Origin of the sequence: Fibrella arboris, from assembly GCF_041321095.1 — a bacterium.
Lineage (GTDB): Bacteria > Bacteroidota > Bacteroidia > Cytophagales > Spirosomataceae > Fibrella > Fibrella arboris.
Genome location: NZ_JBGGWE010000015.1, coordinates 1 through 26,225 on the forward strand (window position 1 = coordinate 1; position 26,225 = coordinate 26,225).

Genomic DNA, 26,225 nt, shown 5'->3' on the forward strand with positions numbered 1-26,225 from the left:
GGCGAGCCCCGCCCCTACATGATCACGGCCCACATTCGCGGCAATGTAGGGGCGGGGCTCGCCTCCGCCCTACGCCTGCGTCAGCAATACGCCCCAGCAATACACGCAACAACCACCCATAAATAACCCTCATCGATACATATGAAATACCTTCTCACAACATTCCTTGCCCTTGCAGTAGCTCCCTTGTCGGCCCAGACGCAGCCTAACGTACCCAGCGAAACGTTGCTGTTACGGCAGCCGTCGCTTTCTAAAACGCATATAGCGTTCAGCTATGGCGGCGACCTCTGGGTGGCCAACCGCGATGGCTCATTACCGCGCCGCCTCACGGTAGGGCCGGGCGCTGAAAGTGGGCCGCAGTTTTCGCCGGATGGCCAAACCATCGCCTTCACGGCTACGTATGACGGCAACACCGACGTGTATCTGGTTGGCATCAACGGCGGTATGCCCCGGCGACTGACCTTCCACCCTAGCCCGGAAACCGCCAAAGGCTGGTCGGCCGACGGGCAGCGGGTACTGTTCCTGTCGAACAGCGGATCGGCGGTCACCCGGTCGCCCAAACTGTTTACGGTCTCCACGAAGGGAGAACTGCCGCAGCAATTACCAGTGCCAATGGCCGGTAGCTGGGCTACCCTCTCGCCCGATGGCCGGGAACTGGCCTACAGCATCATCACCGACGCGTTTGCGACCTGGAAACGCTACCGGGGCGGCATGACAACACCCATTCGATTACTCAACTTACAAACGCTCGATTTTGAGGTGATCCCGCACATTAACGCGTCGGATGTGCAGCCAGTCTACGCCGGGAACACCGTGTATTTCCTCTCTGACCGCGCCCGCACCATGAACGTGTTTGCCTACGACCGGGCCAGCAAGCAGGTCCGTCAGATCACGAACCACACGGATTTCGACGTAAAAAACCTGGCTTCCGACGGGCAAACGCTTGTCTACGAACAAGCGGGCCGCCTGCACCTGCTCGATGCGGCCGCCACTTCGGACGGAAAGGGACAGCCTATCAAACTTTCGCTGGCGGGCAATACCGATGTACTGGCCTTACGCCCTACCTGGAAACCAGTGGGCAGCATGATGCGGTCGTTTCATCTGTCGCCGACGGGTGTACGGGCGGTAGTAGAAGCGCGGGGCGATATCTACACGCTGCCAGCAAAGAAAGGCGACTGGCGTAACCTGACCCTTACCGATAGCGCGCACGAGCGGAACCCACTCTGGTCGCCCGATGGGGCACGCATTGCCTACGTATCCGACGCGTCGGGCGAGTACATGCTCCTGGTGCGCGACGCCAAAGGCGAGAAACCCGCCGAGGCCATTTCGCTGGGTGAGCCCTCGTTCTACCGGCTCGATAAATGGTCGCCCGACGGGAAAAAGCTGCTCTACCACGACAAGAAATTGAACCTCTGGTACATGGACCTGTCGGTGGGTGCCCGCAAACCGGTGAAAGTCACTACCGATACCTTCGGGCCAAATTCAACGATCGAAGCCGACTGGTCGCCCGATTCAAAATGGATTGGTTTTTCGCGGAAGATGGACAATTACCTGAACCGGATTCACCTGTACGAACTGGCGTCGGGCACCACCACGCCCGTCACCGATGGAGCCAGCCATACCGACGCGCTGACGTTTAGCCGCGATGGAAAGTACCTGATCTTCACCGCCAGCACCAACGTTGGCCCTTCGTTTGCGTGGCTCGACATGGCAGGCCTGGACCGTCGTGGCTTAGTGACGCAAAATCTATACGCCGTGGTCTTGAACGCTAAAGACCCGAGCCCCTTCGCTCCCGAGTCGGACGATGAAAAAGACGCCCCGGCCCCACCGTCGGCCGACACGGCCCGCAAAGCGCCCGTGAAGAAGCCCGTTGTTACTTCGACGACCACCACCACGGTTGCCATTGGCAAAGCACCCAGGGTAGTGATCGACCTGGAGAATATTGGTCAGCGCATTGTGGCCCTGCCCATTCCGGCAGGCAGCATCGACAAGCTTAAATCGGCCGATGGCGACCGGTTATTTTACATCGGCTACACCCCCGCCGCCGCCAAACCCACGCTCTACCGATTCGATTTCAAGGAACGCAAAGCCGAAACGCTGCTGGCCGACGTGAGTGAGTACGAAATCTCGGCCGATGGCAAGAAAATGCTGTTCATGACCGGCTCCGACAAGCTGAACATCGCCGATGTGTCGGGCAAACCCAGCGTGACCGAGGGAAAAGTAGACGTGAGCACCTTGCAGGCGCTGATTGACCCACGGCATGAGTGGGCGCAGATGCTGAGCGAGTTCTGGCGTATCGAACGCGACTATTTCTACGTACCCAACTACCACGGTGCCGACTGGAACGCGATCAAAGCCAAGTACACGCCGTTTCTGGCCCACGTGGCGCACCGGTCTGACCTGAACTTCCTGATCGGTGAAATGATGGGCGAGATGGTGGTGGGCCATAACTACGTGAGCGGTGGTGATATCCCCGACAGCAAACCAATTCCTGTTGGTATGCTCGGTGCCGACTATGAACTGAGCAACGGCCTGTACCGATTCAGGAAAGTGTTCAACGGCGAAAACTGGAACCCGACCCTTCGGGCTCCACTCACAGAGCCCGGCGTCAGTGTGAAAGCGGGCGACTACCTGCTGGCCATCAACGGCCGACCGCTGACCGCCGACGATAACGTGTACCAGCAACTCGAAAACACCGTTGACCGGCAAATCACCCTGACGGTAGGCCCTAACGCCAGCCTGACGGGATCGCGGAAAGTCACCGTTGTCCCGATCAACAGTGAGGCAGGGCTGCGGCTGATGGACTGGGTAGAAGGCAACCGCCGTAAGGTGAGCGCTGCCACTGGCGGGAAGGTGGCGTATGTGTACCTGCCCAACACCGGTCAGCAGGGTTACGACAATTTCAACCGTTATTATTTCAGCCAGGTCGACAAGCAGGCCGTCATTGTCGATGAACGCTTCAACGGCGGTGGTCTCGTGGCCGACTACATCGTGGATATGCTCGACCGGCCCCTGCTGAGTTACTGGGCACCCCGCGAAGGCAAACCGTTTACCAGCCCCGCCGCGTCGATCTACGGCCCGAAGGTGATGATCGTGAACGAATACGCCGGTTCGGGTGGCGACGCACTACCCGCCTTTTTCCGTCGCCGTAATCTGGGTACCATCGTTGGGAAACGTACCTGGGGTGGCCTGGTCGGCATTTCGGGCTACCCCCCGCTGATCGATGGTGGTTCTGTCACCTCACCCAGTTTCGGTATCTACAGCCCGGAAGGCAAATGGGAGATCGAGAACGAAGGGGTAACCCCTGACGTAGAGGTAGAGATGACGCCTAAACTCAGTCAGAACGGGGCCGATCCACAGTTGGAAAAGGCGATTGAAGTGGTGCAGGAACAGTTAAAGAAATCGCCCGTTCAGTCGCGGCCCATGCCAAAAGGCGACCAACGCGCTGTTGGGGAGTAACAACTGTTTTGGTTTTATTGGTGTAGGTTGCTTCGCGCTGTTGTGTTGCTGACGCGAGCTAGAGCGCGAAGCAACCTATAACGAATTCTAGCACGCGAAGCCAGCTACGTCAGAGCCAAAGAAAGCAAACCATAATGACTACCCCCTTCCCGCTAACGTACCTGGCACCGGGCCTGTATCTGCACCGGATCGACCTGGGTACGTATGCGTCGTTGTGGCGAAAACAGGATGTTGCGTCCTTCTTCCGCGACATGACTGATCAGCTTGCCCAACAGGGTGAACGCGTCATTCACCTGTGGGAAGATGTGGCGCAACAAAAACCGGTAGTGGTCGCCTCGCGGCTGGCGGCTTTGCAGGGGCAATCCATCCGAATTCCGGGGCGGCTGACCAAGGCACGGCGGATTGATAAAGCCACAGCGCTGGCCTTTCTGGATGAGCATCATCTACAGGCACCACTACCCGGTAAGGTTCGCTACGGCCTGTACCTGCCCGAACGATATTACCGAATTTTGCCCCCGGCAGGAGTGCCCCCGGCGGGAGTGCCGGATACGTACCTGATCGAGCGCCCCGCTGATGAGTTACTGGTCGCCGTCGCTACCTTCGCCCAGCCACGTACCCAGCAGCGCAACGGCTTGCCACACCGCTCTGCTGAACTCCTGCGCGTAGCCAGCCGGATTGGTACAACAGTCGTTGGCGGGCTAGACAAACTGGTGAAGACGTACCTGACCAACCACCCCGCCGATGACCTGATGACCTACGCCGACCGTGACTGGTCGGACGGGGCGAGTTACCGAAAGCTGGGTTTTGACCGGACCGGCGAGACCCTCCCGCAGCAGTTTTGGCTCCATCCCGATGAGGGGATTCGTTACGTACCTGAGCGACTTCCGCTACCGGTAACTGAAAGTAATGCTATAGACTTTGGATACATTCCGGTTTATAACGCGGGGAGTTATAAGTTTGTAAAAATCTCACCTCACCCCCGGCCCCTCTCCTGAAAATCAGGAAAGGGGAGTAGCTTCAGCGTAGCTTCGCCAGTTTGGCAGATGGCTCTATTTACTCGCTTTCAAAGCGAAAGGAGTTACCCCTACGCTTCGCCAGTGCAGCGCATTTCCTCCTCTCCTTGTTTTAAGAAGAGGGGTCGGGGGTGAGGTAACCTACATATGACACGTCCCATTACAGCTACCGATTACCTCAAAGGATTTCTGCGCCTGATCCGGGTGCAGAACCTGCTGATCGTAGTCGGCACGCAGTACCTGGCACGCGTTGCGCTGATCGGCCCCCGCGAGAACTGGCCGCGCTTACTGCTCGATGGCCATCTGCTTATTCTCACCCTCTCAACGGTGTGCATCGCGGCGGCGGGCTATATCATCAACGATTATTTCGATGTCAAGATCGATATCGTGAATAAACCTGAACGGGTTATCATCGGGCGGTACCTGAAACGACGGTGGGCCATTACGGCGCATCAGGCCCTGAATGTGATTGGCTGCTTTTTAGGCTTGCTGCTGAACCGCTGGGTCTTTGCCGTTGATGTACTGTCGGTATCGCTGCTGTGGTTTTATTCGGCCAACCTGAAGCGGCAACCCTTCATCGGCAACCTTGTAGTTTCTTTCCTAACGGCCCTGTCGCTCATTGTGATGGCCGTTTATTACAAGCAGAATGAAAATCTGCTGATTGTGTATGCCGCCTTCGCTTTTGTGGTCACCATGGTCCGGGAGATCATCAAAGACATGGAGGATGTGCGCGGCGATGCCCGGTATGGCTGCCGGACACTACCCATTGTCTGGGGAATACGGCGCACCAAATACCTCCTCTACGTGATTATCGCCGCGTTCATTATGACGCTCTTTTTAACCGCCGAATCCTGGCAGAACCCGCGGTTGGGCTGGATTTTCATGCTCCTGCTCATTCCCGTTGCCTGGCTGGTGTATCGCCTCGTGCTGGCCGACACACGCCGCGAATACAGCTACCTGAGCAACCTCTGCAAGCTTATTATGCTGATGGGCGTGCTGACGATGGTGTGGGCTTAGATCTGTTTACTGTTTACTGTTTATTGTCTTCTGTTGCGCTGCTAACGACAACCATTCATGCTTTAGCGGAGCAACAGTAAACAGCAAACTGTAAACAGGTTTAGCAATCCCCGCCGTCCAGACCGTTCACCAGATCTTTCATATCGTCGATCAGGCGGGCGAGGCGATCGGCACCAATAATGGTGCTGAAGTGGGTGTGGGCTTCTTCCATACACTCATGCACCCCCATCAACAGTTCAAAGCCCCGTTCATTCAGAAAAATACGGCTGGCGCGGGAATCGATCTCATCTTTCTTCGTGTAAATGTAGCCCCCCGCCTCCAACAGGCTCACCACCTTGCTCATCATCTGCTTGGTCACATCGGCCTTACGGGCCAGTTCGTTGTTGGTAATACCGTTCTCCTCGATATTGGCGACCAACCGTAGGTAGCTGAGCTTGAAATCAGTGAAGCCACGCTGGTGTAAACGAGGTTCCATAAACTCATCCAGAAAACGTTTGAGCCGCCACGCCAGCCGACCCATCGACCGGCCTCTAATTTCCCGGAACATCTCAAAAGTGAAGAGTTTACTATCTACAGGTTTCATGGCTGTGGCGAACTTTTACGGCTCGCAAACTGATTAATGATTAATTAACAGGCAAATATAGTCAACTCACTTGACTTTAATAGTCAACTCAGTTTACCTTTGTCCGGTTCACTAAACGAGCACATTCTTTCTTTCTATTCACAACTAAAGTTCGCTCGCTTCATCTAATTAAACCTATGGCAACTGAATCAACGTCTCCTTTAAAAACCTATTTACCCAGGCTGATTGGCCTGGTTGTCATTGTGGCCGCCGCCTATTGGGGGTTCACGGCCTATAAGCGTGGCCAGCAGTACGAATCAACGGATAATGCACAAATTGAAGGCACGTCGGCGCCTGTGCTTGCGCGCGTAGCCGGGTACGTTCAGGAAGTCAACGTCGATGACTATGCTACGGTAAAACGCGGGCAGCCGTTGCTTACCATCGACCCGCAGGAATACGAAGTAGCCCTGCAACAGGCCGAAGCCGATTATCAGTCTACAGTAGCCGACATCAGAACCGCGCAGGCTGATCTGGCTACGGCCCAGGCCAACAGCCGCAATGTGGCCCAGAACCTGAAAGTAGCGCAATCGGCGGCGGCTGTGCAGGCCGTTCGGCGCAACAAAGCACAGGCCGATTTGCAACGCGATCAGAACTTATACAACGACCAGTCGCTGACCCGCAAGCAGCTCGACGATTCGCGCAATACGGTTGAGGTGCAGGCGCAAACCTACCAGAACAGCCAGGAACAGATTGGCCTGGCACGTACCCAGCAGGGTGTAGCCCAGGCTGGCATTCAGAAAGCACAGGCCGCCATTCAGAAAATGCAGGCTGTGTTGAAAGTAAAAGCCGCTGCCGTTGAGAACGCCAAACTTCGCCTGAGCTATGCTAAACTGGCGGCTCCGATTACCGGCAAGATTGGCAAGAAAAACGCTGTAGTAGGGCAGTATGTGCAACCCGGCCAAACGCTGATGACCATCGTAAACGACAGCACCTTCTGGGTGATTGCCAATATGAAAGAGACACAGCTGGAAAAAGTAGTGGTTGGCCAACCTGTTGATATCAAGATCGATGCCTACCCGGACCTGGACGTGAAAGGTCGCGTGGCGTCGCTGTCTGAAGCAACCGGTGCCCGATTTGCCCTGCTTCCTCCCGATAACTCGTCGGGCAACTTTGTGAAGATCACGCAGCGCGTTCCGGTGAAGATCGAGATTCTGAATCCAGACAAATTCAAAGGGAAACTCCGCGCTGGTCTGAGCGTCGATGCAGCCGTACGGGTGGCCGATTAAACGCAACGCCTTTATGGAAACTACACTAAAGGCCCCTGTAGCCCCGGCCTTACCAACGGGGCTGCGGCGCTGGGTCATCGTGATCACGGCCGTTACGGCAGCGATCATGGAGCTGATCGATACGTCGATCGTTAACGTAGGGCTGACCGACATTGCCGGTAGCCTGGGTGCCACCATCGAAGACGCCTCCTGGGTGGTTACCTCCTATGGGATCGCCAACGTCATCGTGATTCCGATGACGGGTTTTTTGCAGCGTTATTTCGGTCGCAAGAATTACTACATCGCCTCCATTATTCTGTTCACTGTTGCGTCGTATGGTTGCGGTATCGCCCCCGACCTCTGGACGTTGGTCTTCTTCCGCTTTTTGCAGGGTGTAGGCGGCGGAGCGCTGCTGTCAACATCGCAGGGGCTGCTGTTCGATGCCTTTCCGCCGCAACAACGGGCGCTTGCTTCGGCCCTGTTTGGCCTGGGCATTGTACTCGGGCCAACGTTCGGGCCAACGCTTGGGGGATTCATAATCGACAATTACCACTGGAGCTGGATGTTCTACATCAATATTCCGGTGGGCATAGCCGCTACGTTCCTCAGCATCCGGTTTATCGATAAGAAAGCTGACGAGTTCAGTATCGACCGGAAGGCCATCAAAATTGACTGGCTGGGCATTTTTCTGCTGGCGGTCAGTGTGGGTAGCCTACAATATGTGCTGGAGCGGGGCGAGGCTGACGATTGGTTCGATAACCAGACCATTCGTTACCTGACTGGTGCGGTGGTGGTTGCCCTTCCGTGGTTCATCTGGTCGCAGTTGCGCGGTACAAGCTCGCCCGTGCTCGATCTGCGTGTGATGAAAAGCCGTAACCTGGCCGTGGGGGCTGTGCTGATGTTTATCGTCGGCTACGGTCTGTTCACATCGGTATTGCTCTACCCGTTAATGGTGCAGCGGGTGGCGGGGTTCACCGCTACGCAAACTGGCCGACTGCTGATTCCGGGGGGGGCCATTGCCGCTATCTGTTTTCCGCTCGTCGGCCGGTTATTAGGGAAAGGCGTGTCGCCGCGATACATCGTTATGGCTGGGTACGTCTTCTTCGCCACCTTCTGCTTCATCATGTCGACGTTTACGACCGAGACCTCCGATGGTTATTATGTGCAGGCACTGCTTATCCGGGGTGTGGGGCTGGCGTTCGTCAATGTACCGTTGATCAACTCGTCGGTGGCGGGGCTGAAACCTCAGCAACTACCCATGGGTATTGCCGTAACCAACATGATGCGGCAACTGGGCGGTGCTTTCGGTGTAGCCATCACAAACACTTATGTTGCTCAGCGTGTTGCTGCTCACCGGGGCGATCTGGTAGCCAACATTACGTCGGAAAACCCGCTGGCTACGGATCGGATCAACGGCATGGCCCAGAACCTGGCGGCGAAAGGCATGAACGCGATCGATGCGGTTACGGGTGCTTACCGCACACTCGATTTAGCCGTGCAGAAGCAATCGCTCCTGCTGGCCTATCTGGACGCCTTCCGGCTGGCGGGTATGTTCTTCGTGGTCTCGTTCCCGTTGCTTCTCCTGCTTCGCTCTGTAAAAATGGACGCTGCTACAGCCAAAGCCGCTGCTGATGCAGCACACTAAAACTGTTGGTCTGTTTGCTGTTTACTGTTGTTCTGCACCGGAGCAACAGTAAACAGCAAACAGTAAACTCCAAATCGATGAAACCAATCCATACACTCCTTCTTTTGATCCTGCCTTCGCTGGCGCTGGCGCAGCAATCGCAGCCGCTTCCGGGCGATTTGAGTACGTTGTTGCAGCAGGCATCGGCCAATTTCCCCCTGTTGAAACAGCAGGACCAGCAAATTCAGGCGGCGGGTTTGCAGGCCGACCTGGCCCGTACGGCCTTAAAACCGCTGGTATCCGTTAATGGTACCTACCAGTACATCAATCCAGTACCCAAAGCAACGCTCCCCGTTGATGGGCGAAATGTTGAGCTCCAGTTTCAGCCCAACCATAACGTGAATGGTAATGTATCGGTCTCGCAGTCGATCTATGATTTTGGGCGAACAGGTGCCGCCATACAGCGAGCAGGTGATAACCTGCGCATTGCGCAACGGCAACAGGAATTGACCCGGCATAACCTGGCGTATCAGGTGGCGGCGGCCTATTACGGTATCGGCTTCATTCGCCGGAGCATCGTTGTTCAGGATTCGGTCATCCGCACAGCCGCCAACAACGTAACCATTCTGAATGCCCGGTTGCAAAATGGCGATGCCCTGCAATACGATGTCATTACACAGCAGGTACGGCTGAAAACGGCACAGAACCGGAAGATCGACCTGCAAAATCAGCTCGACCGGCAACGGGCGCTGCTAACGTACCTGACTGGCAATACCGACCCGGTTGTTGGTGTCGACGCCCAGCAGTTCAGCGGTATCATCCAACCCTTTGCGCTCGACGGGCAGGTGCAGCTGGCGCAGGCTGGCAATAAAGAAGTGTTGGCTGCTCAGGACCGCGTTCAGCTAGCCCAGACCGACGTTCGCATCGATGAGTTATCGGGCCGTCCCAACCTCGTTGCGCTCGGGTCGGCGGGTTTCAGGAATGGGTACGTACCTGATGTAACCACGCCGAAGTTCAACGTGGCGGCGGGCCTATCGTTTACAGCCCCGCTCTATGCTGGTGGGCGTTACAAATTGCAGCAGCAGGCGGCCAAACTGAATCTGAATGCCAGTCGCTATGCCGTTGACAATGCCAATGCACAACTCCGTCAGCAGTTGGCCCAACTCAACGCCGACATTGTCGCCAACCAGACCCGGCTACAGAACCTGAATACACAGGTATTGCAGGCACGACAGGCCCTTCAACTGGCTCAAACTCGCCTCCGCAATGGCGTAATTACCGCCGTGGAGCTGGAAAGTGCCGAAACTGGTATTGAAGAAGCCTTGCTGGGACAGCTGTCTTTTCAGTATCAGCTGGTGTTGAACCAATTGGAATTGAAGCGGTTAATGGGCGAACCGCTGTAAACGCGATCATTAAAAACTCCTAAATTATGATTTAGCGGTTTATGGTATAAGTAACAAAATCAAGCATTTGGGCGTTATCGGAGCAAACACCTTCTTCAAGACGTACTATTTCCATTCACAATAGACAAACGCTTAACTCTATGAACAATCAGGTCATCAATATTCTCAGAAACTTTGGTATTCAAGAGTCTCAACTGACTGCTGACGTCCACTTCACCCGCGACCTCGGCCTTGATAGCCTGGACACGGTCGACCTGATCATGCAGTTGGAACAGGAGTTTGGCATTCGCATCCCCGACGAGGATTATCCTAAGTTGGTAACCTTTGGTGGCGTACTAACGTACCTGGAATGCCAGCATGTTTCGGTTGCCGCCTAATCGTATTCAGACTACATCCCGTACGTAGAAGGGTCTCTGGTGCTATACCAGAGACCCTTCTTATTGTCTCGCTCTTACGGGCAGTCGTTTGATCGTTGGTTAGCAACGAATACGTGCTGATGATCATGACTGACCACCTGGCTGCCCCTCACCCATCGCGAAAGCCAGGGCCCGGCGTTCGGCGTAACTGAACAGGTTATGGGGCGTCATGAAACCAACGTGCCCACCAAGGCGCGGCGTTTCCAGGAAGAAGTGGGGCAGGTGTTCGGTCAACCAGACCGGCGAACATTCGGGCGAAAGCAATGGATCGTTCTGTGCATTGAGCAAGAGGGTTGGCACGGTCAGGCCTGGCATGAAATTGACAGCCGAGGCCTGCTCATAAAAATCATCGGCATCGCGGTAGCTATTTACCGGGGCCGAAAACCAATTGTCGAAATCTTTCCAGACACGTACCTGCTTCAGCCGGCCCATATCGAGCCGACCAGGAAAGAGGGCCGCTTTCTGCGCCATTTTAGCGGCCAGCTTCTTCATGAACCGGTTCCGGTAAAATCGATTACGGGGCAAATCGAGCAGCGAGGCGCTGGCCTTCAGATCGACAGGGGCCGAAATGGCAATCACCCGACTGATAGCCGCTGGCAGGTCTACTCCGTGTACACCCGCATATTTCAGCGAAATGTTTCCGCCCATGCTGTACCCCACCAGCACAACCTCATCATACTGTTTCTGCCTTAGCGCATACCCGATCACCTCGCCTATATCCCCAATCTCGCCGTGGTTGTAGAGACGGAAGGCGCGGTTCATTTCGCCGCTGCACGACCGGCAGTTCCAGGCCAGCGCATCATACTGTTGTTCGTGAAAAAGGCGGGCCGTTCCCCGCATGTAGTGCCGCTGACTGTCGCCTTCGAGGCCGTGGGTCAACACCACCAGGCGCTTATTGTGGGGGGCACGTAGCCAGTCAAGATCAACAAAGTCGCCGTCTGCTAAGTTGAAACGCTCCCGTTGATAAAATACCCCCGGAATACGCCGGGTAACGCTGGGTATAATCGTTTGTAGATGAGCAGTATACTGAAAACGAGGCGGGCCAGTATAGGCCGACGGAATAACAGGCATTAACTTCTGGTGATAAATCCGTGTTTAACTGAAAGCGGTAGTAAGCTTTGCTGGCTTTGAGTAGTTATGTATAGTCAGTAAGTGGTCATTTGCGGTTGCACATTGCCTGCCGCCCACGCCTGACCAGTCAACAACCAGTCAATGACTACCCGATGACCTTTCCTCTGTAAAATGAGTTATGCCAAATATATCTCGGTAGCCCTGGCCAGTATGCTCAAGTTCATTGGTGGACCGCTGGCTGGTCTGGCCCTGAAATTAAGCTGGCACGAAACGGCAATCTGCTCGGCCATAGGCATGATGGCCAGCGTGCTGCTGGTGTTGTTTGCCGGCTCAGCCATCAGTCAGCTACAGGCTCGGTATCAGAAAGCGGTGCCCCGGTTGTTTTCGAAGCGTACCCGGCTGGCCGTTCGCATCTGGCAAAAATCGGGTCTGGCGGGGATTGCCCTGCTCACCCCCATCTTACTGACGCCCATTGGCGGCACAGCCCTCGCTATATCGTTTCGCGTGCCTATGCCACGGATAATCCTGGCCATGCTGATGAGTGGCAGCTTTTGGGGCGTAGTGCTCTCATGGGGCATGTACCAGATACCGGGGTTGTTCAAGTAAGCGTTGCGCTTATCGCAGACAAGTGATACTACAACCATTCGCTGTCACTCGCCACAGGCAAGCGCCAACGAACAGGAGCATGATCAAGCTACGCGACTATCGACCTACGACTATCCAGACTGATGCCCGCAGCGGCTGACCGTTTTCGACTACGTCTGACCTTCCTACCGACTTACTTCAACGGCTGGCTTGGCCGTTTTCTTGCGGAAATCGCCGCGAGAGAAGTGCTTCTCGATCAAACAGTAGAGCAGAATAAAGAAGTAGCGGCTACCCATCTCCTTGATTTTCAATTTCGATTCGCCGTATTTCCGGTTTGTCCAGCTGTTGGGCACCACCTCGTAGCTATACCCACGCACCATTGCCTTTAAAGGCAATTCGACCGTCAGATTAAAGTGCGGCGATAAGAAGGGCTTGAGCCCTTCCATGGTCTCGCGGCGGTACAGCTTAAAAGCGTTGGTCGTATCGTCGTACCGGGTATTCATCATCAGCCGGATGATCAGATTGGCGACCCGGTTGATGACTTTTTTCAGGGCTGGGTAATCGATCACCTTACCGCCTTTCTGCCAACGTGAGCCGAAGACAGCATCGGTACCGGTATCGCGCATTTTAAAATAATACTTTACCAGATCCTCGGGATCGTCCGACATATCGGCCATAAACACGGCCACACAATCGCCCGAGAAACGTTCGAGACCGTAACGAACGGCATACCCGAAGCCATTGGGGCCGGGGTTGGTGAAGACAACCAGCGAGGGAATTTCGGTTTGTAATCCTTGTAGAACGGCCAGCGTGTTATCTCTCGAATTATCGTTGGTTACGCAGATCTCATGGTCGATGCCATAGTTGGCAAGCGTCTGATACAACGCACGGAGCGTTTCCGAAATCGATTCTTCTTCGTTGTAAGCAGGGATAACTACACTTAGCTTCATAAGCAAAATTGGGTGACGCTGTAAAGTTACGCTGGTTTCCAGTGTGATGGAACATCGGGCACGGCTACGTTGATCTGTTGCCTTGTTTCATTAGGTAGCGGGCCTAGTTTGGCCGCCTGTACATGACGTATGACCTGCTCTTCGGATCGTATACCCGGAATAACCACCGACACCGCCGGATGGCTCAGGCAAAACCGCAGGGCGGAAGCGCTGATCCCCCCTTCCAGCTCATCCAGAAAAGCTACTTGGCGAACAGAATCGAGTAACCACTGGCGGTCGCGGTCGGGCAGGTAGTGCCGGTATTGATCGGCAGGAAACACGGGGTCCTCCGCCAGGTACGTTGCTTTCAGAAAGCCCGAAGCCAGGGGTACCCGTGCAATGAATCGGTACGATGCCGAAGCCGGGTCCGTCCACAGAACCGTTTCGGCGCGACGGTCCAACGCATTGTAGATTACCTCCAGCACCGATCCGAAACCTGCATCCATAACACGTTTAGCCCCGTAGACTGACCGTGAACTGACGCCATAAGCCTTTATCTTACCAGCCCGCACCAACGCATCAAATGGTTCGGGATCATAAGTAGTCCAGTCGAAAGCGTCGGGGGGGCTGTGCAACAAGAGCACATCGAGCACATCGCGCTGTAACCGGCGCAGACTGGCATCGACGGCTTCGGTCAGGTACGCTGGACTGTACTCCTGAGTGGGTTGTCCGGCCGCGTCGCGACGATTTCCGAATTTCGTACAGATCTCGACCGAAGACGTACCTGGGTACGTTACCTGAGCAAGTGCCTCACCAACCAGGGTTTCGGCTTGTCCGGCCCCGTAGCTATCGGCCGTGTCAATGAAGCGGACGCCTTCATCGATGGCCCGGTGAACAGCCCGGATAGCAGCGCCCGTATCAACGGCACCCCAACCCGTTGGCTTATCGCCAACGTAGTTGGGGCCACCCAATTGCCACGTACCTATACCTAGTCGGGCGATTGGTTCCGTAATGGCATCGCTCATGCGGCTACAGCAGCCGAATCACTGGTTTGATTGGCTTCCGACAGAATAATTTTTCCTTTGATCAGGCTGCGCTGACCAGGATATTCAGCAAAGAAGGCATTACGACCGTGCATAACCCGATCATCGTGGAAGAAAACACATTCGCCCTGCTTCAGGGTAACTGGCATCACGATCCCCGATTCAATGATCCGGGTCTCCAGGAACTTCTGCCAGCGCTCGCACATATCGAGTACTTCGGGCGAGTTCTCTTCGCGATCAAGGCAGTAGTAATTCCAGTTGGCCAGGTAACCTGCTTCGTCTTCATAAAGTGGTTTCCGCACCTTACGCATCCCTCCTTTCGAGTGAACCACGTCGGTGCGCATCAGTTCGTCGAGCAGGTCGGTGGCTCCATCGAGCTTCAGGCATTCAACCAGCGTTGGCAGCGCAATAAAAGTAGTGGCTCCGCCAAGTTTAGCCTGCGAGGCACTGTAAAAGAAGTTCACGGCTACTTCGTCATACAGCTCAACGTATGAATCGTCGGTATGCATGGGTTGCCGCGTATTGCTCGACCGGTACCGATCAGGAATTTCGGGGTTGTAGGTAATGTCGATCCAGCGATTCCCTGTTTGCTGCCCAGTAGCGATATCCTCATCAGCAGCGTGGATTTTCCCAATGGTTTCTGACAGGCGGCTATAAAAATCGTGAACGGGCAGATCGGGTTTGAAGTCTGACAGGTGTACAACCAGGTTGTTCAACACAGCCTCTTTCACGTTCTGAATCGTTTCGTCGGGCGTTGTGTACGCCACTTTAGCAAAGAAATTCATATCGAGCTTGCGTTTCGTTATAGTAAAAATAGTGAATGATAACCCCTTGACATACAAGATGATTAACGAAATGGGGTCTCTTCAAATAAGACAGGGCGAATTTAAAAACCAAACCGAGTTAATAAACATTCTAGTGCTGATTAAGCGCCCGTACAAGTATGATTTCTATCAATAGGAAAGCCAGTGCCGCCATAATGCAGTACGGCCACAGATTAGTGCCAAGATTCTCGCGTTCCAGGGCCTGTCCGAAGTCGCTGTCCCGGATGCTATCAAAAACCTCTACATTGGCTTGGCTGGAAAATGCCTGCCGCAAGTCGGCGGCGCTGTAAAAGTCCATCTGCGATTCGGCCCGTCCGTGATTCAGGGCGATAATCCGTTCGGTTTGGGCTTTTCCATCGGCACCGGTACGCTGAAGCTCATAATACCCTGCCTCTACCGTTTGCCCGGCCGTAAGTTGGTTGGCTTTGGGAAGCTCAAGTACCAACTGATTACCTACCACGCGCTGTACCGGAATAATTTCCAGCGATTTAGTCTTCAGTTTATATACCGCCCGGTCGGCTGCGTCGGCAGCATTGGCCGACGCGGGGAACGTCAGTACGTTTTCATCGAATGAATAAGCCGTGCGCTGAGGGCGTACGCTCAGCGCCGCTATCTTGTACATGACCGGCACAAACAGCGCGTGCTGCGCCAGGTTACCGTAATCTGTACTAAGTGGACTGGCCAGGATGTAGAGCTGCCCCTGTTTGCCCGCCTGCCCACCAACGCGCGATTGGGTCAGAAACGACTGCCCGCTGCGTAGGGTCAACAACCGATCGCCGCCATTCCATTGCCAGACGGCCGTGGCCTGAGGCATATTCAGCGCTTCCTGCCGAAAGCCCTGCTGAAATACATCGGAGAAAAATGGGTTACGCCGATCTGGTTCCGTAATGGGAATGGGGGCCGCATCGACGGGATTCACCTGAATGCCAGGTACGTTCAGGCTGCTCAGAAACGGTCCGTAGCTTGCCGCATCGGGCCGAACCGGGGGAACCACCAGCATACTGCCGCCCTGCTTCACAAATTGATCCAGTTCGGTCCGTAACGTACCTGACACCTGAGGAACGCCCTCCAGCACGACCAGGTCAGTGCCTTTTAATTGACCGACGTCGAAGTTCTGCGCCGAAAATTGCCGGAACGTGAACAGGCTATCGTTTTCGAACACCGCCTGTACATAATCAGGCCCGAGCGCGGGACCGTTCGTTTTCTGGCCGTATAGATGCAGGACCCGGATGGCAGGCGAGGCTTCGATAACGAAATAATAGTCGTTGTCGAAGGTGATGGGCTGATCGTCGAAGAAGACGCGGCCACGATGAAACCCCTTCCTGGTTACGTTTACCGTCAGCGTAACATCGCCCGTTCCGCGCCCGGGCAAATTCACCGATGCGGTAGATACCTGAACATCATCGAGGTAGAGACGTATGGGCAGGTTTTGCACGGCCTCCCGACCGCTGTTGTGCAGGCGCACATTGAGGCTGTTGTTCTGCATTTCGCGCACAAAAGGCGTGGTGAGCCAAACCGAATCAACGGCTACATTTCGCTCTGTCTGGGCGGCAATGGGCACAATGAACAGTCGATCGGCGGTATCAATGCGCAGCCGACTGATATCACCCGCTGTACTTTTCTGGAAATCAGAGAACCAGAATAGCTGATGTGTGCCGCCCCGGCCGGTGCTGGCCAGCAGGTTCCGCTGGCGGCGGTACACGGCCTCCAGCGTACGCGGCGTATGGGCCAGTTTAACGGACGCCAGCCGGTCGCGGATCGCTTCGGCGGTGGCGGTCTGCTGCTCGTCGGCCGAAAAATCGTTGGTCAGCAGTTGCAGCGACGTAGCGTTTTTGAACAGCGTCAGCAACTGATCAAGTTTACCAACGGCCATGTCGATATACCGGCGATGGGGGGCGTTGTTTGTCTCCTCGTTCTGCATACTGAACGAGTTATCGATATACAGGCTGGTAGCGCCCTGCCTCGATAGGCCCAGGGTGCTTTTCGAAGGAATGAACGGCTGGGCAAACGCCGCCACCAACGCCGCCAGGAACAGGCATCGCGCCAGCAGAATGAGCCAGTCGCGCAGGCGCCGAAACGAACGGGTGGTGGTCTGTACCGTCTGGAGCAGAGCTACGTTGGTGAAGTAGACCCGCCGGGTACGTCGAAAATTAAATAAGTGAATGGCAATCGGAACCGCAAGGGCCAGCAATCCCCATAGAAAGGACGGAAATAGGAAACTCATAGAGGCGTAACGCTTTCAGGCCCCAAGTTAAGGTAGAAAAGTTATCCTCTGTCTTAAGTCCTCTGTTTACAGTTTACAGTCTTCCGTTGCGCTACTATATCACCATCGTTGCTAAGATGCAGCGCAACGGAAGACTGTAAACTGTAAACAGAAAACTAAACGTTACCCCTTCAAAATGGTATGCCCCATTTTGTCGCGTTTAGTGGCCAGGTACCGCTCGTTATACGGATTACTGGGCATTTCGAGCGGTAGAGTTTCTACAATTTCCAGGCCGTAACCCATCAGGCCCGCCCGCTTTTTAGGATTATTGGAAATCAACCGGAGTTTATGCACCTCCAGATCGCGGAGAATTTGGGCGCCCACACCATAGTCGCGCGCATCCATAGGCAGCCCGAGGTCCAGGTTGGCCTCAACGGTATCGCGGCCGCTTTCCTGTAACTTATAAGCTCTCAGTTTGTTGAGCAGGCCAATGCCGCGCCCTTCCTGAAACATATACAGAACAACCCCTTTCCCCTCGCGCTCAACCATTTCCATGGAAGCATGCAACTGAGCCCCGCAATCGCAGCGGCAGGAACCAAAAATGTCGCCCGTTACGCACGATGAGTGCACCCGAACCAGCACAGGTTCCCCTGGCTCCCATTTCCCTTTGATCAGCGCCAGGTGGGTGTCTTCAGTATCGCTCTGCCTGTAGGCGATGAGCTCGAAGTGGCCCCATTCCGTGGGCATATCAACGCCAATTTCGCGTTTGATCAGGGTTTCAGTACGCAACCGGTAGGCAATCAGGTCCTGAATACTGACCAGCTTCATGCCAAACTTATCGGCCATGATCCGAAGCTGCGGCAGGCGGGCCATCGTTCCATCTTCATTCAATACTTCGATCAGCACACCAGCCGGTTTCAGACCAGCCAGCTGGGCCAGATCAATAGCCGCTTCCGTATGGCCTGCCCGACGGATAACCCCGCCATCGACCGCCCGAAGCGGAAAAATATGGCCGGGGCGGCCCAGATCTTCCGGTGCGGTGGCCGGATCTACCAGGGCGCGAATGGTCTTTGCCCGGTCAGCGGCCGAAATACCCGTGGTGCAGCCGTGGCCCAGCAAATCGACCGAAACGGTAAACGGCGTGGTGTGTACCGATGTGTTACTGGTGACCATCATATCGAGGCCCAACTCACGGCACCGTTCATCGGTTAGTGGTGCGCACATCAGGCCGCGCCCCTCTTTAACCATAAAGTTAACCATTTCGGGAGTGACCAATTCGGCCGCGCAGATCATATCTCCCTCATTTTCACGATCTTCGTCATCGACTACCAGCACAATTTTACCGGCACGGATATCGGCGATGGCTTCTTCTATTCGATCTAACTGGCTAGTGCCCGTATCTTTGTTCATAGGTAATTGAGATCAGTAGCGTTTTTGGCGGGTTATTTGCTCCGTTTCTATCACCGCTATCCATCCATTTACAAAACTCTGTCGGGCAAAGATACGTTTCTTCGGATGCGCGAAAACGCCGGGAATTGCGTTAAGGATTCAGATCAACAAGGAAGTAGCTACGAAACAATATTACATCGTGAATGGATTCTGGAGCAGGCAGTGGCACCTTATGGCGCTAGTTATCAGCCTGTTAATTAGCACATCACCTAGCCTGGCGCAGAACTTCTGCCCTACCTCAACCGCCACCGAAACAGGCGGTTTTTCGGTGCCCGCTCAGGTATGCGCCGGTAAGCCCGTTACCGTTACAGGCGTACCCGCTTCGTTGGTAAACATCAGGTATGTTTATCAATATAGTGGTAATGGTATACCCGGCGGGGTAGCCAGCACCAGTAATATCTACACAACACCAGGTAGTTATACGATTCTTCAGGTTGCAGCGGGGTCAAACGCGACGGGTACGTTCGCCTGCCGGGTCGTGGAGGTGCTGCCGGTGAAGGCGGTATCGTTTAGTACGGCCAGTTGCTCAAACCGCACGGTGTCGCTTACCTACACGCTCGACAACGAAACGATCCGCTACAACCAGCTATCGATCAACTGGGGCGACGGTAGCGCTACGCAGTTTGTTGCCCTGAACGGAACAACGACTACAGCGTCGGTCAAACATACGTATGCAGGAACAGCCGCCAATTACATCGTTCAGGTGTCGGGCTCCTACACCAACGCCTGTACGGGCAACCCGGCCGCACAGAATGTGCGGGTACAGACAACCACAGCCATTGACCCAAACATTCTTACGCTGACTTCCGATGCCACCCAGGCCACTATTAATTTTCAGGGTCCCGATGGCTTTAACCTGGAATTATATAAAAAAGATGCCGCGGGGGTTTATGCGCCCACAGGGTTAACCGGTACGTCGGGCGGTAATTTTACGATACCTGCCTCACCAGCGTCGGTCAACTGCTTTCAACTTGTTGCCAAAGATGTATGCGGTGGTTCCGAGCGGCGATCAACCGAGGTGTGCAGCCTGGTGCTGACAGGAACGGCCGAAGACAGGCAGAATGTGCTAAGCTGGCAACCTTACAGCGGCTCTGGCGGCACATTCGATACCTACCGGGTCTACAAAAACGGAGGGCCGCCTATTTTTTCGGCCCGCGACAGGCAGGTATCCACATACACCGACATTGACAACATCATTTGCAGTAAAAACTATTGTTACGTGCTGGAGGCCACCATACGCAATACGACTGTGTCGCCAACCGTGGTTCGGTCTATGTCGACCTGCGTATCTGGTTTCGATAATGGCTCGGTTGTTTCGCCCACATCGGCTTACGTATCCGTTCAACCGAATGGCGTTAACGTGCAGGCTACCTTACCGACTGTTGGGTTACCGTCGCCGTATACGCTCATTGTTACCCGAGCTACAGGGGTAGGCACTCCGTTCTCTCCACTGGGTGTGAGCAGTGACCGGTCATACCTTGACGCTACCGCCCAGACCGCCAGTCAGAACTACTGCTACCAGACGGCTATTCGCAACTCATGCGGTGTGTTATCGAAACCCACGTCGCCTGCCTGCACTATTTTACTGACCAAGAATGCCAACGGCTCCATTAGCTGGACGCCCGATTCGCCGTATGCCAACGCCCCCCCGCAGTCGTATCAGGTAATTTTTATTGATCCCGCCACGGGCGCATCGGATAAACGGGATCTTGGTAAAGTGACCACCTTCACCCCCGACCCAAACAGTCAGGTTACCCAGTATCAGATTGCTGCCGTGAACAGTGCCGGTATTGAAAGTTATTCAAATCCCGTTGAGGTCGAGCTTGGGTTGCGGGTGTTCGTGCCCAACGCCTTTACCCCCAATGGTGACCAGCAGAACCAATCGTTTATGGCTAAAGGGCTGCTGGCTTTCTGGGAAACGTTCGAGATGACGATCTACAGCCGGTGGGGCGATGTTGTCTATAACACCACTGATAAACATACGGCCGGCTGGAACGGGGAGGTCAATGGCGCTCCGGCTCAGATGGGCTACTATAGCTATCGGATACGGATCACGGATGCGCTGGGAAAAGGCTACGAACGAACAGGGCAGGTACTGCTTATTCGGTAAACTGGTTGGTGTCCTTTGCGGTTAGTAGGTTATCGGGTCACGGCGTGGCCCTACAACGATCTAATTATCTTTTAGCAGATACACTACTATGTTTGGTAACCTTGGCGATATGATGGGCATGATGGGGAAAATGAAGGAAATTCAATCCCGTATGAAAGATGCTCAGGAAAGTTTAAGTACACTTTCGGCAACCGGTGAGTCGGGGGCAGGCCTGGTTCGGGCCACTGTGAATGGCCAGAAACAACTCACCGCCCTAGCCATTGATCCCGACCTGCTGAAATCGGCGGATGATCGCGAGATGCTTCAGGATCTGGTGGTGGCCGCTACCAATAAGGCGATGGAAAATATTGAGCCGATCATTAAATCGCATCTTCAGCAAGCTACTGAAGGGTTGTTGCCCAATATTCCAGGCCTCGATCTAGGCAGTATGATGGGATGAGGCAAAGGTCGAACGGAGTCGTAAGTCTGGAATCTCGATCTATTTCTTTGCCTTGTTCATGTCTACCCTTGCTGTTGTTATCCTGAATTATAATGGCCGTGGGTTTCTCTCCCGGTTCTTACCAACGGTTATTGAGCATGCCGACGGGGCTATCATCTATGTAGCAGACAATGGCAGTAACGATGGTTCGGTGGCGCTGCTGCAAACGCATTTCCCAACTGTACGGGTCATTGAATTGCCAGCGAATGAAGGTTATGCGGGCGGTTACAATGCCGCCTTGCAACACATCCGTCAGCAGGAGGCGCCACCGGTTTACTACTGCCTGCTCAATTCAGATGTTGCTGTAACGCCTGGCTGGATCCGCCCCATGCTGGCGCTGCTCGATGCCCAACCGCAAGTGGCTGCCTGCCAGCCAAAACTTCTGGCCTACGACCAGCCAGCGCAGTTTGAGTATGCGGGTGGGGCCGGGGGCTATCTCGATTGGCTGGGCTTTGCCTTTTGCCGGGGGCGCCTGTTCGATACCGTCGAAACGGACACCGGCCAATACAACGATAACCGGGCGGTTTTTTGGGCGTCGGGCGCCTGCCTGTTCGTCCGAGCGTCGGTTTTTCACGCGACGGGCGGTTTCGACGCGACGTTTTTTGCCCACATGGAAGAGATCGACTGGTGCTGGCGGGTGCAACGGCAGGGCTACGAAGTCTGGACTTGCGGTGAGGCCACCGTTCATCATGTCGGCGCAGGTACGTTGGCCAAGACAAACCCGAAGAAGACGTACCTGAATTACCGCAATAGCCTCGTCATGCTGTACAAAAACCTGCCTGGTCAACAGCTCTGGGGATTGTTATTGCTTCGACTGGTTGTCGACGGGTTATCGGCCGGGCCACTTCTGCTCCGTGGCGAATGGGCGGCTATCTGGGCTATCATTCGGGCACACTTTGCTTTTTACAGCCGGTTGGGTCGGTCCGACGCTTCGGCGTTATATGGGCAACGACAAGCCCTGGCGACCGTAGCAACGCAGGAGGTACCGCTGTTTCCTAAAAGCGTGGTCTGGGCCTATTTCGCCAAAGGCGCACGGAAGTTTTCGGAATTATAGCGGTTAACGGTCAATACTGAAGCACCGAGTAAACAGCATCCTTTCTTGATGACAAAAACTCTGCATTCACGGCGCCTCGGCGTTGACCCATTTTTTGCCGAATACCCTACTGTAGAATCGGCTTTACGTCGATCTGGCTCTGGTGATACACCAGTGAATGGGGTTCCACGCTGTCGGTCAGCCATACATTCCCGCCAATAACCGAATGGTGACCCACCACCGTATGCCCGCCAAGGATGGTGGCGTTGGCATAGATCACTACGTTATCTTCAATGGTAGGATGCCGCTTCTTCTGCGCCAGCGACTTGGCCACATGAGTAGCCCCCAGGGTCACGCCCTGATACACACGCACGTAGGCCCCGATGATGGTGGTTTCGCCAATAACAACGCCCGTGCCATGGTCGATGAAGAAGGACGGTCCAATGGTGGCGCCAGGATGAATATCGATGCCGGTTTGCCCGTGGGCGTATTCGGTCAACATTCGGGGGAGCAAAGGTACGTCAGCTTGTAGCAGCGCATGGGCGATACGATACACCGCAATGGCATAAAAACCGGGATATACGGCAATCACCTCTTCAATGCTGATTGCCGCCGGGTCGTTATCGGCAATGGCCTGGGCATCGAGCAGCAGGTTTTCATGAATGGCGGGCAGCTCATCAAAAAAACGCATGGCTACGGCCTCTGCTCGGGTGTTCAGGTTGGGCTGAAGCGGACTCAACAGACACAACAGTTGCTCATGTAGCCGCTGGTAGGTTTCCCCCACATTGGCCGTAGCCGACTGACAGTCCTGTGTTACAGGAAACAGCAGACGCATCAGTTGATCAATGAACCGACCTGCGTCGGGGCGGGAAGGTAACCGGTATTGATAGCGTTTTTGCTGCGCAGTAAGGCGATTTAAGAAATCAATGAGCGGGGTAGACATACGTATAGTGGCTAATCTGCCCCAATCTGAGGCAACTCACCAACAATCCCATACTGATGGCGTTGGTCGTTAAGTGGGGCAAAATACCCTTAATTAACTGATTGGCGAACAAAAGGTAGGCCAAATAGTTCGACTTCCCGGAATGGCCTGCCTTTTGTCTGGGTCTCCGTGCATTCCAACTGCTTTTGTCATGCTTTACAAAACCATCACTACCCTTCTTTACTCACTGGTGGCCACCTCCGGCTTCTCTTTCCTGTTATCATGGGCCTGCTCGTCACCCACGGATGCCTCGACCACAAAAACGGCCGCATCGCCGACGGCCATTACCATTTCTACGGCAGATGCACACCCCGGCCTGACCTTCGACGCGCCTGTTGAGTATACCTACGCCAATGACGGTACCAGCAGGATGTTTGTGCTCGAGCAGGCTGGGAAGATCAAAGTAATTAACCAGGCAACGGGAGCCAAGTCGGCCGACACGTACCTGGATATAAAAAATAAGGTAGCCTATGGTGGCGAGATGGGCCTGCTGGGGCTGGCCTTCCATCCGAAGTTCAAAGAGAACGGCTATTTCTACGTCAACTACACAAAAAATAATCCGCGCGAAACGGTAATTAGCCGGTTTAAAGCCAGTTCAGCCAACGCCCGTCAGGTCGATCCCGCTTCAGAGGTGGTGCTGTTTACGTTTAAGCAGCCCTATTCGAATCATAACGGCGGAAAAATTGCTTTCGGGCCAGACGGATACCTGTACATCGCAACCGGCGACGGAGGCAGCGGCGGTGACCCGCAAAACAACGCGCAAAACCGGGCAAGTATGCTGGGCAAAATCTTGCGGATCGATGTAAACGGAAAAGACAAGGGTCAATACGGGATTCCGGCTGATAACCCGTATAAGAGCAACAAAGACGGCTTCCTGGAAGAAATTTACGCCTACGGGTTACGCAATCCGTGGCGGTTCAGCTTCGACAGGCAGGGAAAACTCTGGGCGGGCGACGTGGGCCAGAATGAGATCGAAGAAGTGGATGTAGTAACGAAAGGCGGCAACTATGGCTGGCGTATCCGGGAAGGGAATGCAGGCTACAAACCAAACGAAAAAGCGGCTGATCCGCTCATCGACCCTATTCATACCTACTCCCATGCCAACGGTGACCTGTCTATAACCGGTGGGTACGTGTATCAGGGAAAGGCAGTACCGGCGCTGACTGGTAAATACATTTATGCCGATTATGTGAGTGGTCGGGTCTGGGCGCTGACGCCCACCGGCACCAACAAGGCTACCAACCAGCTCCTTTCCGAAAGAGTAGGCACTGTATCTGCCTTTGGTGAAGATCGGGCTGGCGAGCTTTATATCTGCGATCACGCTGCCGGCCGAATTCTGCGACTAGCCGACTAAGGGTTATTCGGCTACGCTGCTGCCCGTTTTTTTGCTGGTTTTGTCAGCGCGGTAGTTTGTCCAGAGAATGGGCAGCTGGCGCATCAACGCGTCACGATATTGCCGACCAATAGTCAGTACCTCGTTCATAATGCGCAGATCGTTCCCTTGCACAGCCCCAATGTGATGAATATTCACGATATGCTTACGCGATACCCGCGTGAATTGGGCAGCGTCTAGTTGCAGTTCAACTGCGCCGAGGTTGGTTGATAACCGGAAGGTTTTATCGACCGTAATGATATCAACCCAGGCTCCTTCAGCCTGTACATACAGAATGTCGTTTTTAGCAATCTTTTCGTAACACTGATTAGCCGTGACGACAAACACGCAATCACTGATCAGAACAGGTGTGGACATGAGCGGAAAGCCGTACTGGCAGGTTTGCAATGGCAACCTGGGTCAGTCGCATCTCTACAAAAGTATCCGTCATGGCCACATAGGAGTCCATTGACATATTCCTCTTTTGTTCCTTCATTTGTTCCTTACGTATTCGTTAATTGTTCCTTCGCAAAAGAAAAGGCCCTATGACTGAGGATGAAATGCAGGCGTTACGAAACGACATCAAGAAAAAATACGAGTCCTATCATGCAGACAAGCCCGGCAAGTATCCTAAAATCAAGTTCAACAGTTACCCCGCTGCTTACCTGCCCCTTCAGGATTCTTTCAAAGAGGAATTACAGAAATATGGACAACTGGATGGTCCACAGATAGCTGCCACGATTCCGAGTACCCGAATTTTTGCGAAAATATTCCACGAGAACTATATACTCAGAGAAGCTAAAATTATTGACACCTGCTACCTCTACGCCCGTGGTAAAACGAGAGATTATTTCGCACCCGTAGCTACGGATGAAGACAAGGCGCCCATTCATCAGTCAATGAACAGCTCGGCCACCCGCCTTTCTTTTACCAACTGGCCGTTGACGAGATGGCCGGTTGTAGCCGGGATTACTCTATTGAGTGGGGTTGTCGTTTATGCGTTAGTCGGTCAGAGTCAGACAAAGTTACCGGCTAGTGATCTGGTTATTACCCGGCCCATCCACAACAACGTAGTTCCCCGCCAGCTATTCGCTGAAGGCAGGGTATCAAATGCCAGTCATGTCTGGGTCGTTGTGCGCAACAGTAAGGCAATTCGCTATTGGGTACAGCCCGAGATAAACGTCAACGCCGATGGCTCGTGGAAGGGGCCTATATTTGTCGGCAGCGAAGACAAAGCCGATATTGGTTTTCGAGCGCAGATCCGGGCCTTCGTTAAACCCATGGAGCCGATTAAAGAAGGTGACGTCCTGTACGCCTGGCCTAAAGCTGAAGCATCATCCGGCATGATAGAAGTGATCAGGGGACCGCAGGACCACTATTGACTGGC

General features: G+C 54.4%; 22 protein-coding genes. 13 read left to right on the plus strand and 9 right to left on the minus strand.

Annotated elements, in window-relative coordinates; all coding sequences use genetic code 11:
- The first annotated feature begins 141 nt into the window (after window positions 1-141).
- From ACAW75_RS21580 to ACAW75_RS21590, 3 genes are all read left to right on the plus strand, one after another.
- Window positions 142-3,459, plus strand: a complete 3,318-nt coding sequence (locus ACAW75_RS21580) for a S41 family peptidase (protein ID WP_370730833.1) — start codon at window positions 142-144, stop codon at window positions 3,457-3,459.
- 134 nt (window positions 3,460-3,593) lie between these two features.
- Window positions 3,594-4,454 carry a hypothetical protein gene (locus tag ACAW75_RS21585; RefSeq protein WP_370730834.1) on the plus strand — a complete coding sequence of 287 codons (861 nt, stop codon included), beginning with the start codon at window positions 3,594-3,596 and terminating at the stop codon, window positions 4,452-4,454.
- A gap of 165 nt (window positions 4,455-4,619) precedes the next feature.
- A complete protein-coding gene (locus ACAW75_RS21590; protein WP_370730835.1) occupies window positions 4,620-5,489 on the plus strand; it encodes a geranylgeranylglycerol-phosphate geranylgeranyltransferase in 870 nt (289 codons plus the stop codon).
- A gap of 100 nt (window positions 5,490-5,589) precedes the next feature.
- On the opposite strand, the gene ACAW75_RS21595 is transcribed toward ACAW75_RS21590, so the two are convergent.
- Entirely contained in the window at window positions 5,590-6,072 is a 483-nt protein-coding gene (locus ACAW75_RS21595) for a MarR family winged helix-turn-helix transcriptional regulator (RefSeq protein WP_370730836.1), read from the minus strand.
- Between the two features lie 176 nt (window positions 6,073-6,248).
- Between ACAW75_RS21595 and ACAW75_RS21600 the strand changes: the two genes are divergently transcribed.
- From ACAW75_RS21600 to ACAW75_RS21615, 4 genes are all read left to right on the plus strand, one after another.
- Window positions 6,249-7,337: an HlyD family secretion protein gene (locus ACAW75_RS21600; protein ID WP_370730838.1), complete on the plus strand. Its 1,089-nt coding sequence runs from the start codon at window positions 6,249-6,251 to the stop codon at window positions 7,335-7,337.
- A 13-nt stretch (window positions 7,338-7,350) separates the two neighbouring features.
- Entirely contained in the window at window positions 7,351-8,961 is a 1,611-nt protein-coding gene (locus ACAW75_RS21605; RefSeq protein ID WP_370730839.1) for a DHA2 family efflux MFS transporter permease subunit, read from the plus strand.
- Window positions 8,962-9,038: 77 nt separating this feature from the next.
- Window positions 9,039-10,343, plus strand: coding sequence for a TolC family protein (locus ACAW75_RS21610; RefSeq protein ID WP_370730841.1), 1,305 nt, complete (start codon window positions 9,039-9,041; stop codon window positions 10,341-10,343).
- A gap of 140 nt (window positions 10,344-10,483) precedes the next feature.
- Window positions 10,484-10,720: an acyl carrier protein gene (locus ACAW75_RS21615; RefSeq protein ID WP_370730842.1), complete on the plus strand. Its 237-nt coding sequence runs from the start codon at window positions 10,484-10,486 to the stop codon at window positions 10,718-10,720.
- A gap of 123 nt (window positions 10,721-10,843) precedes the next feature.
- Here ACAW75_RS21615 and ACAW75_RS21620 read toward each other — a convergent pair whose 3' ends face one another.
- The gene (locus ACAW75_RS21620) at window positions 10,844-11,830 is read right to left on the minus strand and encodes a YheT family hydrolase (protein ID WP_370730844.1); all 987 of its coding nucleotides are present in this window, start codon (window positions 11,828-11,830) and stop codon (window positions 10,844-10,846) included.
- A gap of 171 nt (window positions 11,831-12,001) precedes the next feature.
- On the opposite strand from ACAW75_RS21620, the gene ACAW75_RS21625 reads away from it, so the two are divergent.
- Window positions 12,002-12,436 carry a hypothetical protein gene (locus ACAW75_RS21625; RefSeq protein ID WP_370730845.1) on the plus strand — a complete coding sequence of 145 codons (435 nt, stop codon included), beginning with the start codon at window positions 12,002-12,004 and terminating at the stop codon, window positions 12,434-12,436.
- A 164-nt stretch (window positions 12,437-12,600) separates the two neighbouring features.
- Here ACAW75_RS21625 and ACAW75_RS21630 read toward each other — a convergent pair whose 3' ends face one another.
- From ACAW75_RS21630 to ACAW75_RS21650, 5 genes are all read right to left on the minus strand, one after another.
- Window positions 12,601-13,365: a glycosyltransferase family 2 protein gene (locus ACAW75_RS21630; RefSeq protein ID WP_370730846.1), complete on the minus strand. Its 765-nt coding sequence runs from the start codon at window positions 13,363-13,365 to the stop codon at window positions 12,601-12,603.
- Between the two features lie 26 nt (window positions 13,366-13,391).
- Window positions 13,392-14,369 (minus strand): aldo/keto reductase, encoded by a 978-nt coding sequence (locus ACAW75_RS21635; protein ID WP_370730847.1) that lies wholly within the window; start codon window positions 14,367-14,369, stop codon window positions 13,392-13,394.
- Complete coding sequence (locus tag ACAW75_RS21640) at window positions 14,366-15,172, minus strand: TauD/TfdA family dioxygenase (protein WP_370730848.1); 807 nt, start codon at window positions 15,170-15,172, stop codon at window positions 14,366-14,368. The genes ACAW75_RS21635 and ACAW75_RS21640 overlap by 4 nt, the downstream gene beginning before the upstream one ends.
- Window positions 15,173-15,302: 130 nt before the next feature.
- A complete protein-coding gene (locus ACAW75_RS21645) occupies window positions 15,303-17,435 on the minus strand; it encodes a BatA domain-containing protein (protein WP_370730849.1) in 2,133 nt (710 codons plus the stop codon).
- 162 nt (window positions 17,436-17,597) lie between these two features.
- Window positions 17,598-18,824 carry a bifunctional 3,4-dihydroxy-2-butanone-4-phosphate synthase/GTP cyclohydrolase II gene (locus tag ACAW75_RS21650; protein WP_370730850.1) on the minus strand — a complete coding sequence of 409 codons (1,227 nt, stop codon included), beginning with the start codon at window positions 18,822-18,824 and terminating at the stop codon, window positions 17,598-17,600.
- A 211-nt stretch (window positions 18,825-19,035) separates the two neighbouring features.
- Between ACAW75_RS21650 and ACAW75_RS21655 the strand changes: the two genes are divergently transcribed.
- The 3 genes from ACAW75_RS21655 (at window position 19,036) to ACAW75_RS21665 (ending at window position 22,505) form a co-directional block, all read left to right on the plus strand.
- Window positions 19,036-20,973 (plus strand): T9SS type B sorting domain-containing protein, encoded by a 1,938-nt coding sequence (locus tag ACAW75_RS21655; protein ID WP_370730852.1) that lies wholly within the window; start codon window positions 19,036-19,038, stop codon window positions 20,971-20,973.
- 88 nt (window positions 20,974-21,061) lie between these two features.
- Window positions 21,062-21,412: a YbaB/EbfC family nucleoid-associated protein gene (locus tag ACAW75_RS21660; RefSeq protein ID WP_370730853.1), complete on the plus strand. Its 351-nt coding sequence runs from the start codon at window positions 21,062-21,064 to the stop codon at window positions 21,410-21,412.
- A 58-nt stretch (window positions 21,413-21,470) separates the two neighbouring features.
- Window positions 21,471-22,505: a glycosyltransferase family 2 protein gene (locus tag ACAW75_RS21665; protein WP_370730854.1), complete on the plus strand. Its 1,035-nt coding sequence runs from the start codon at window positions 21,471-21,473 to the stop codon at window positions 22,503-22,505.
- A 106-nt stretch (window positions 22,506-22,611) separates the two neighbouring features.
- Here the strand turns inward: ACAW75_RS21665 and ACAW75_RS21670 are convergent, their stop codons facing one another.
- On the minus strand, window positions 22,612-23,427 hold the full coding sequence (locus ACAW75_RS21670) for a serine O-acetyltransferase (protein WP_370730855.1): 816 nt from the start codon (window positions 23,425-23,427) through the stop codon (window positions 22,612-22,614).
- Window positions 23,428-23,617: 190 nt separating this feature from the next.
- Here ACAW75_RS21670 and ACAW75_RS21675 point away from each other — a divergent pair, with 190 nt between their 5' ends.
- Window positions 23,618-24,820, plus strand: a complete 1,203-nt coding sequence (locus tag ACAW75_RS21675; RefSeq protein WP_370730856.1) for a PQQ-dependent sugar dehydrogenase — start codon at window positions 23,618-23,620, stop codon at window positions 24,818-24,820.
- Between the two features lie 3 nt (window positions 24,821-24,823).
- On the opposite strand, the gene ACAW75_RS21680 is transcribed toward ACAW75_RS21675, so the two are convergent.
- On the minus strand, window positions 24,824-25,216 hold the full coding sequence (locus tag ACAW75_RS21680; RefSeq protein ID WP_370730857.1) for a LytR/AlgR family response regulator transcription factor: 393 nt from the start codon (window positions 25,214-25,216) through the stop codon (window positions 24,824-24,826).
- Between the two features lie 167 nt (window positions 25,217-25,383).
- On the opposite strand from ACAW75_RS21680, the gene ACAW75_RS21685 reads away from it, so the two are divergent.
- Window positions 25,384-26,220, plus strand: a complete 837-nt coding sequence (locus ACAW75_RS21685) for a hypothetical protein (protein WP_370730858.1) — start codon at window positions 25,384-25,386, stop codon at window positions 26,218-26,220.
- The last annotated feature ends 5 nt before the right edge of the window (window positions 26,221-26,225 follow it).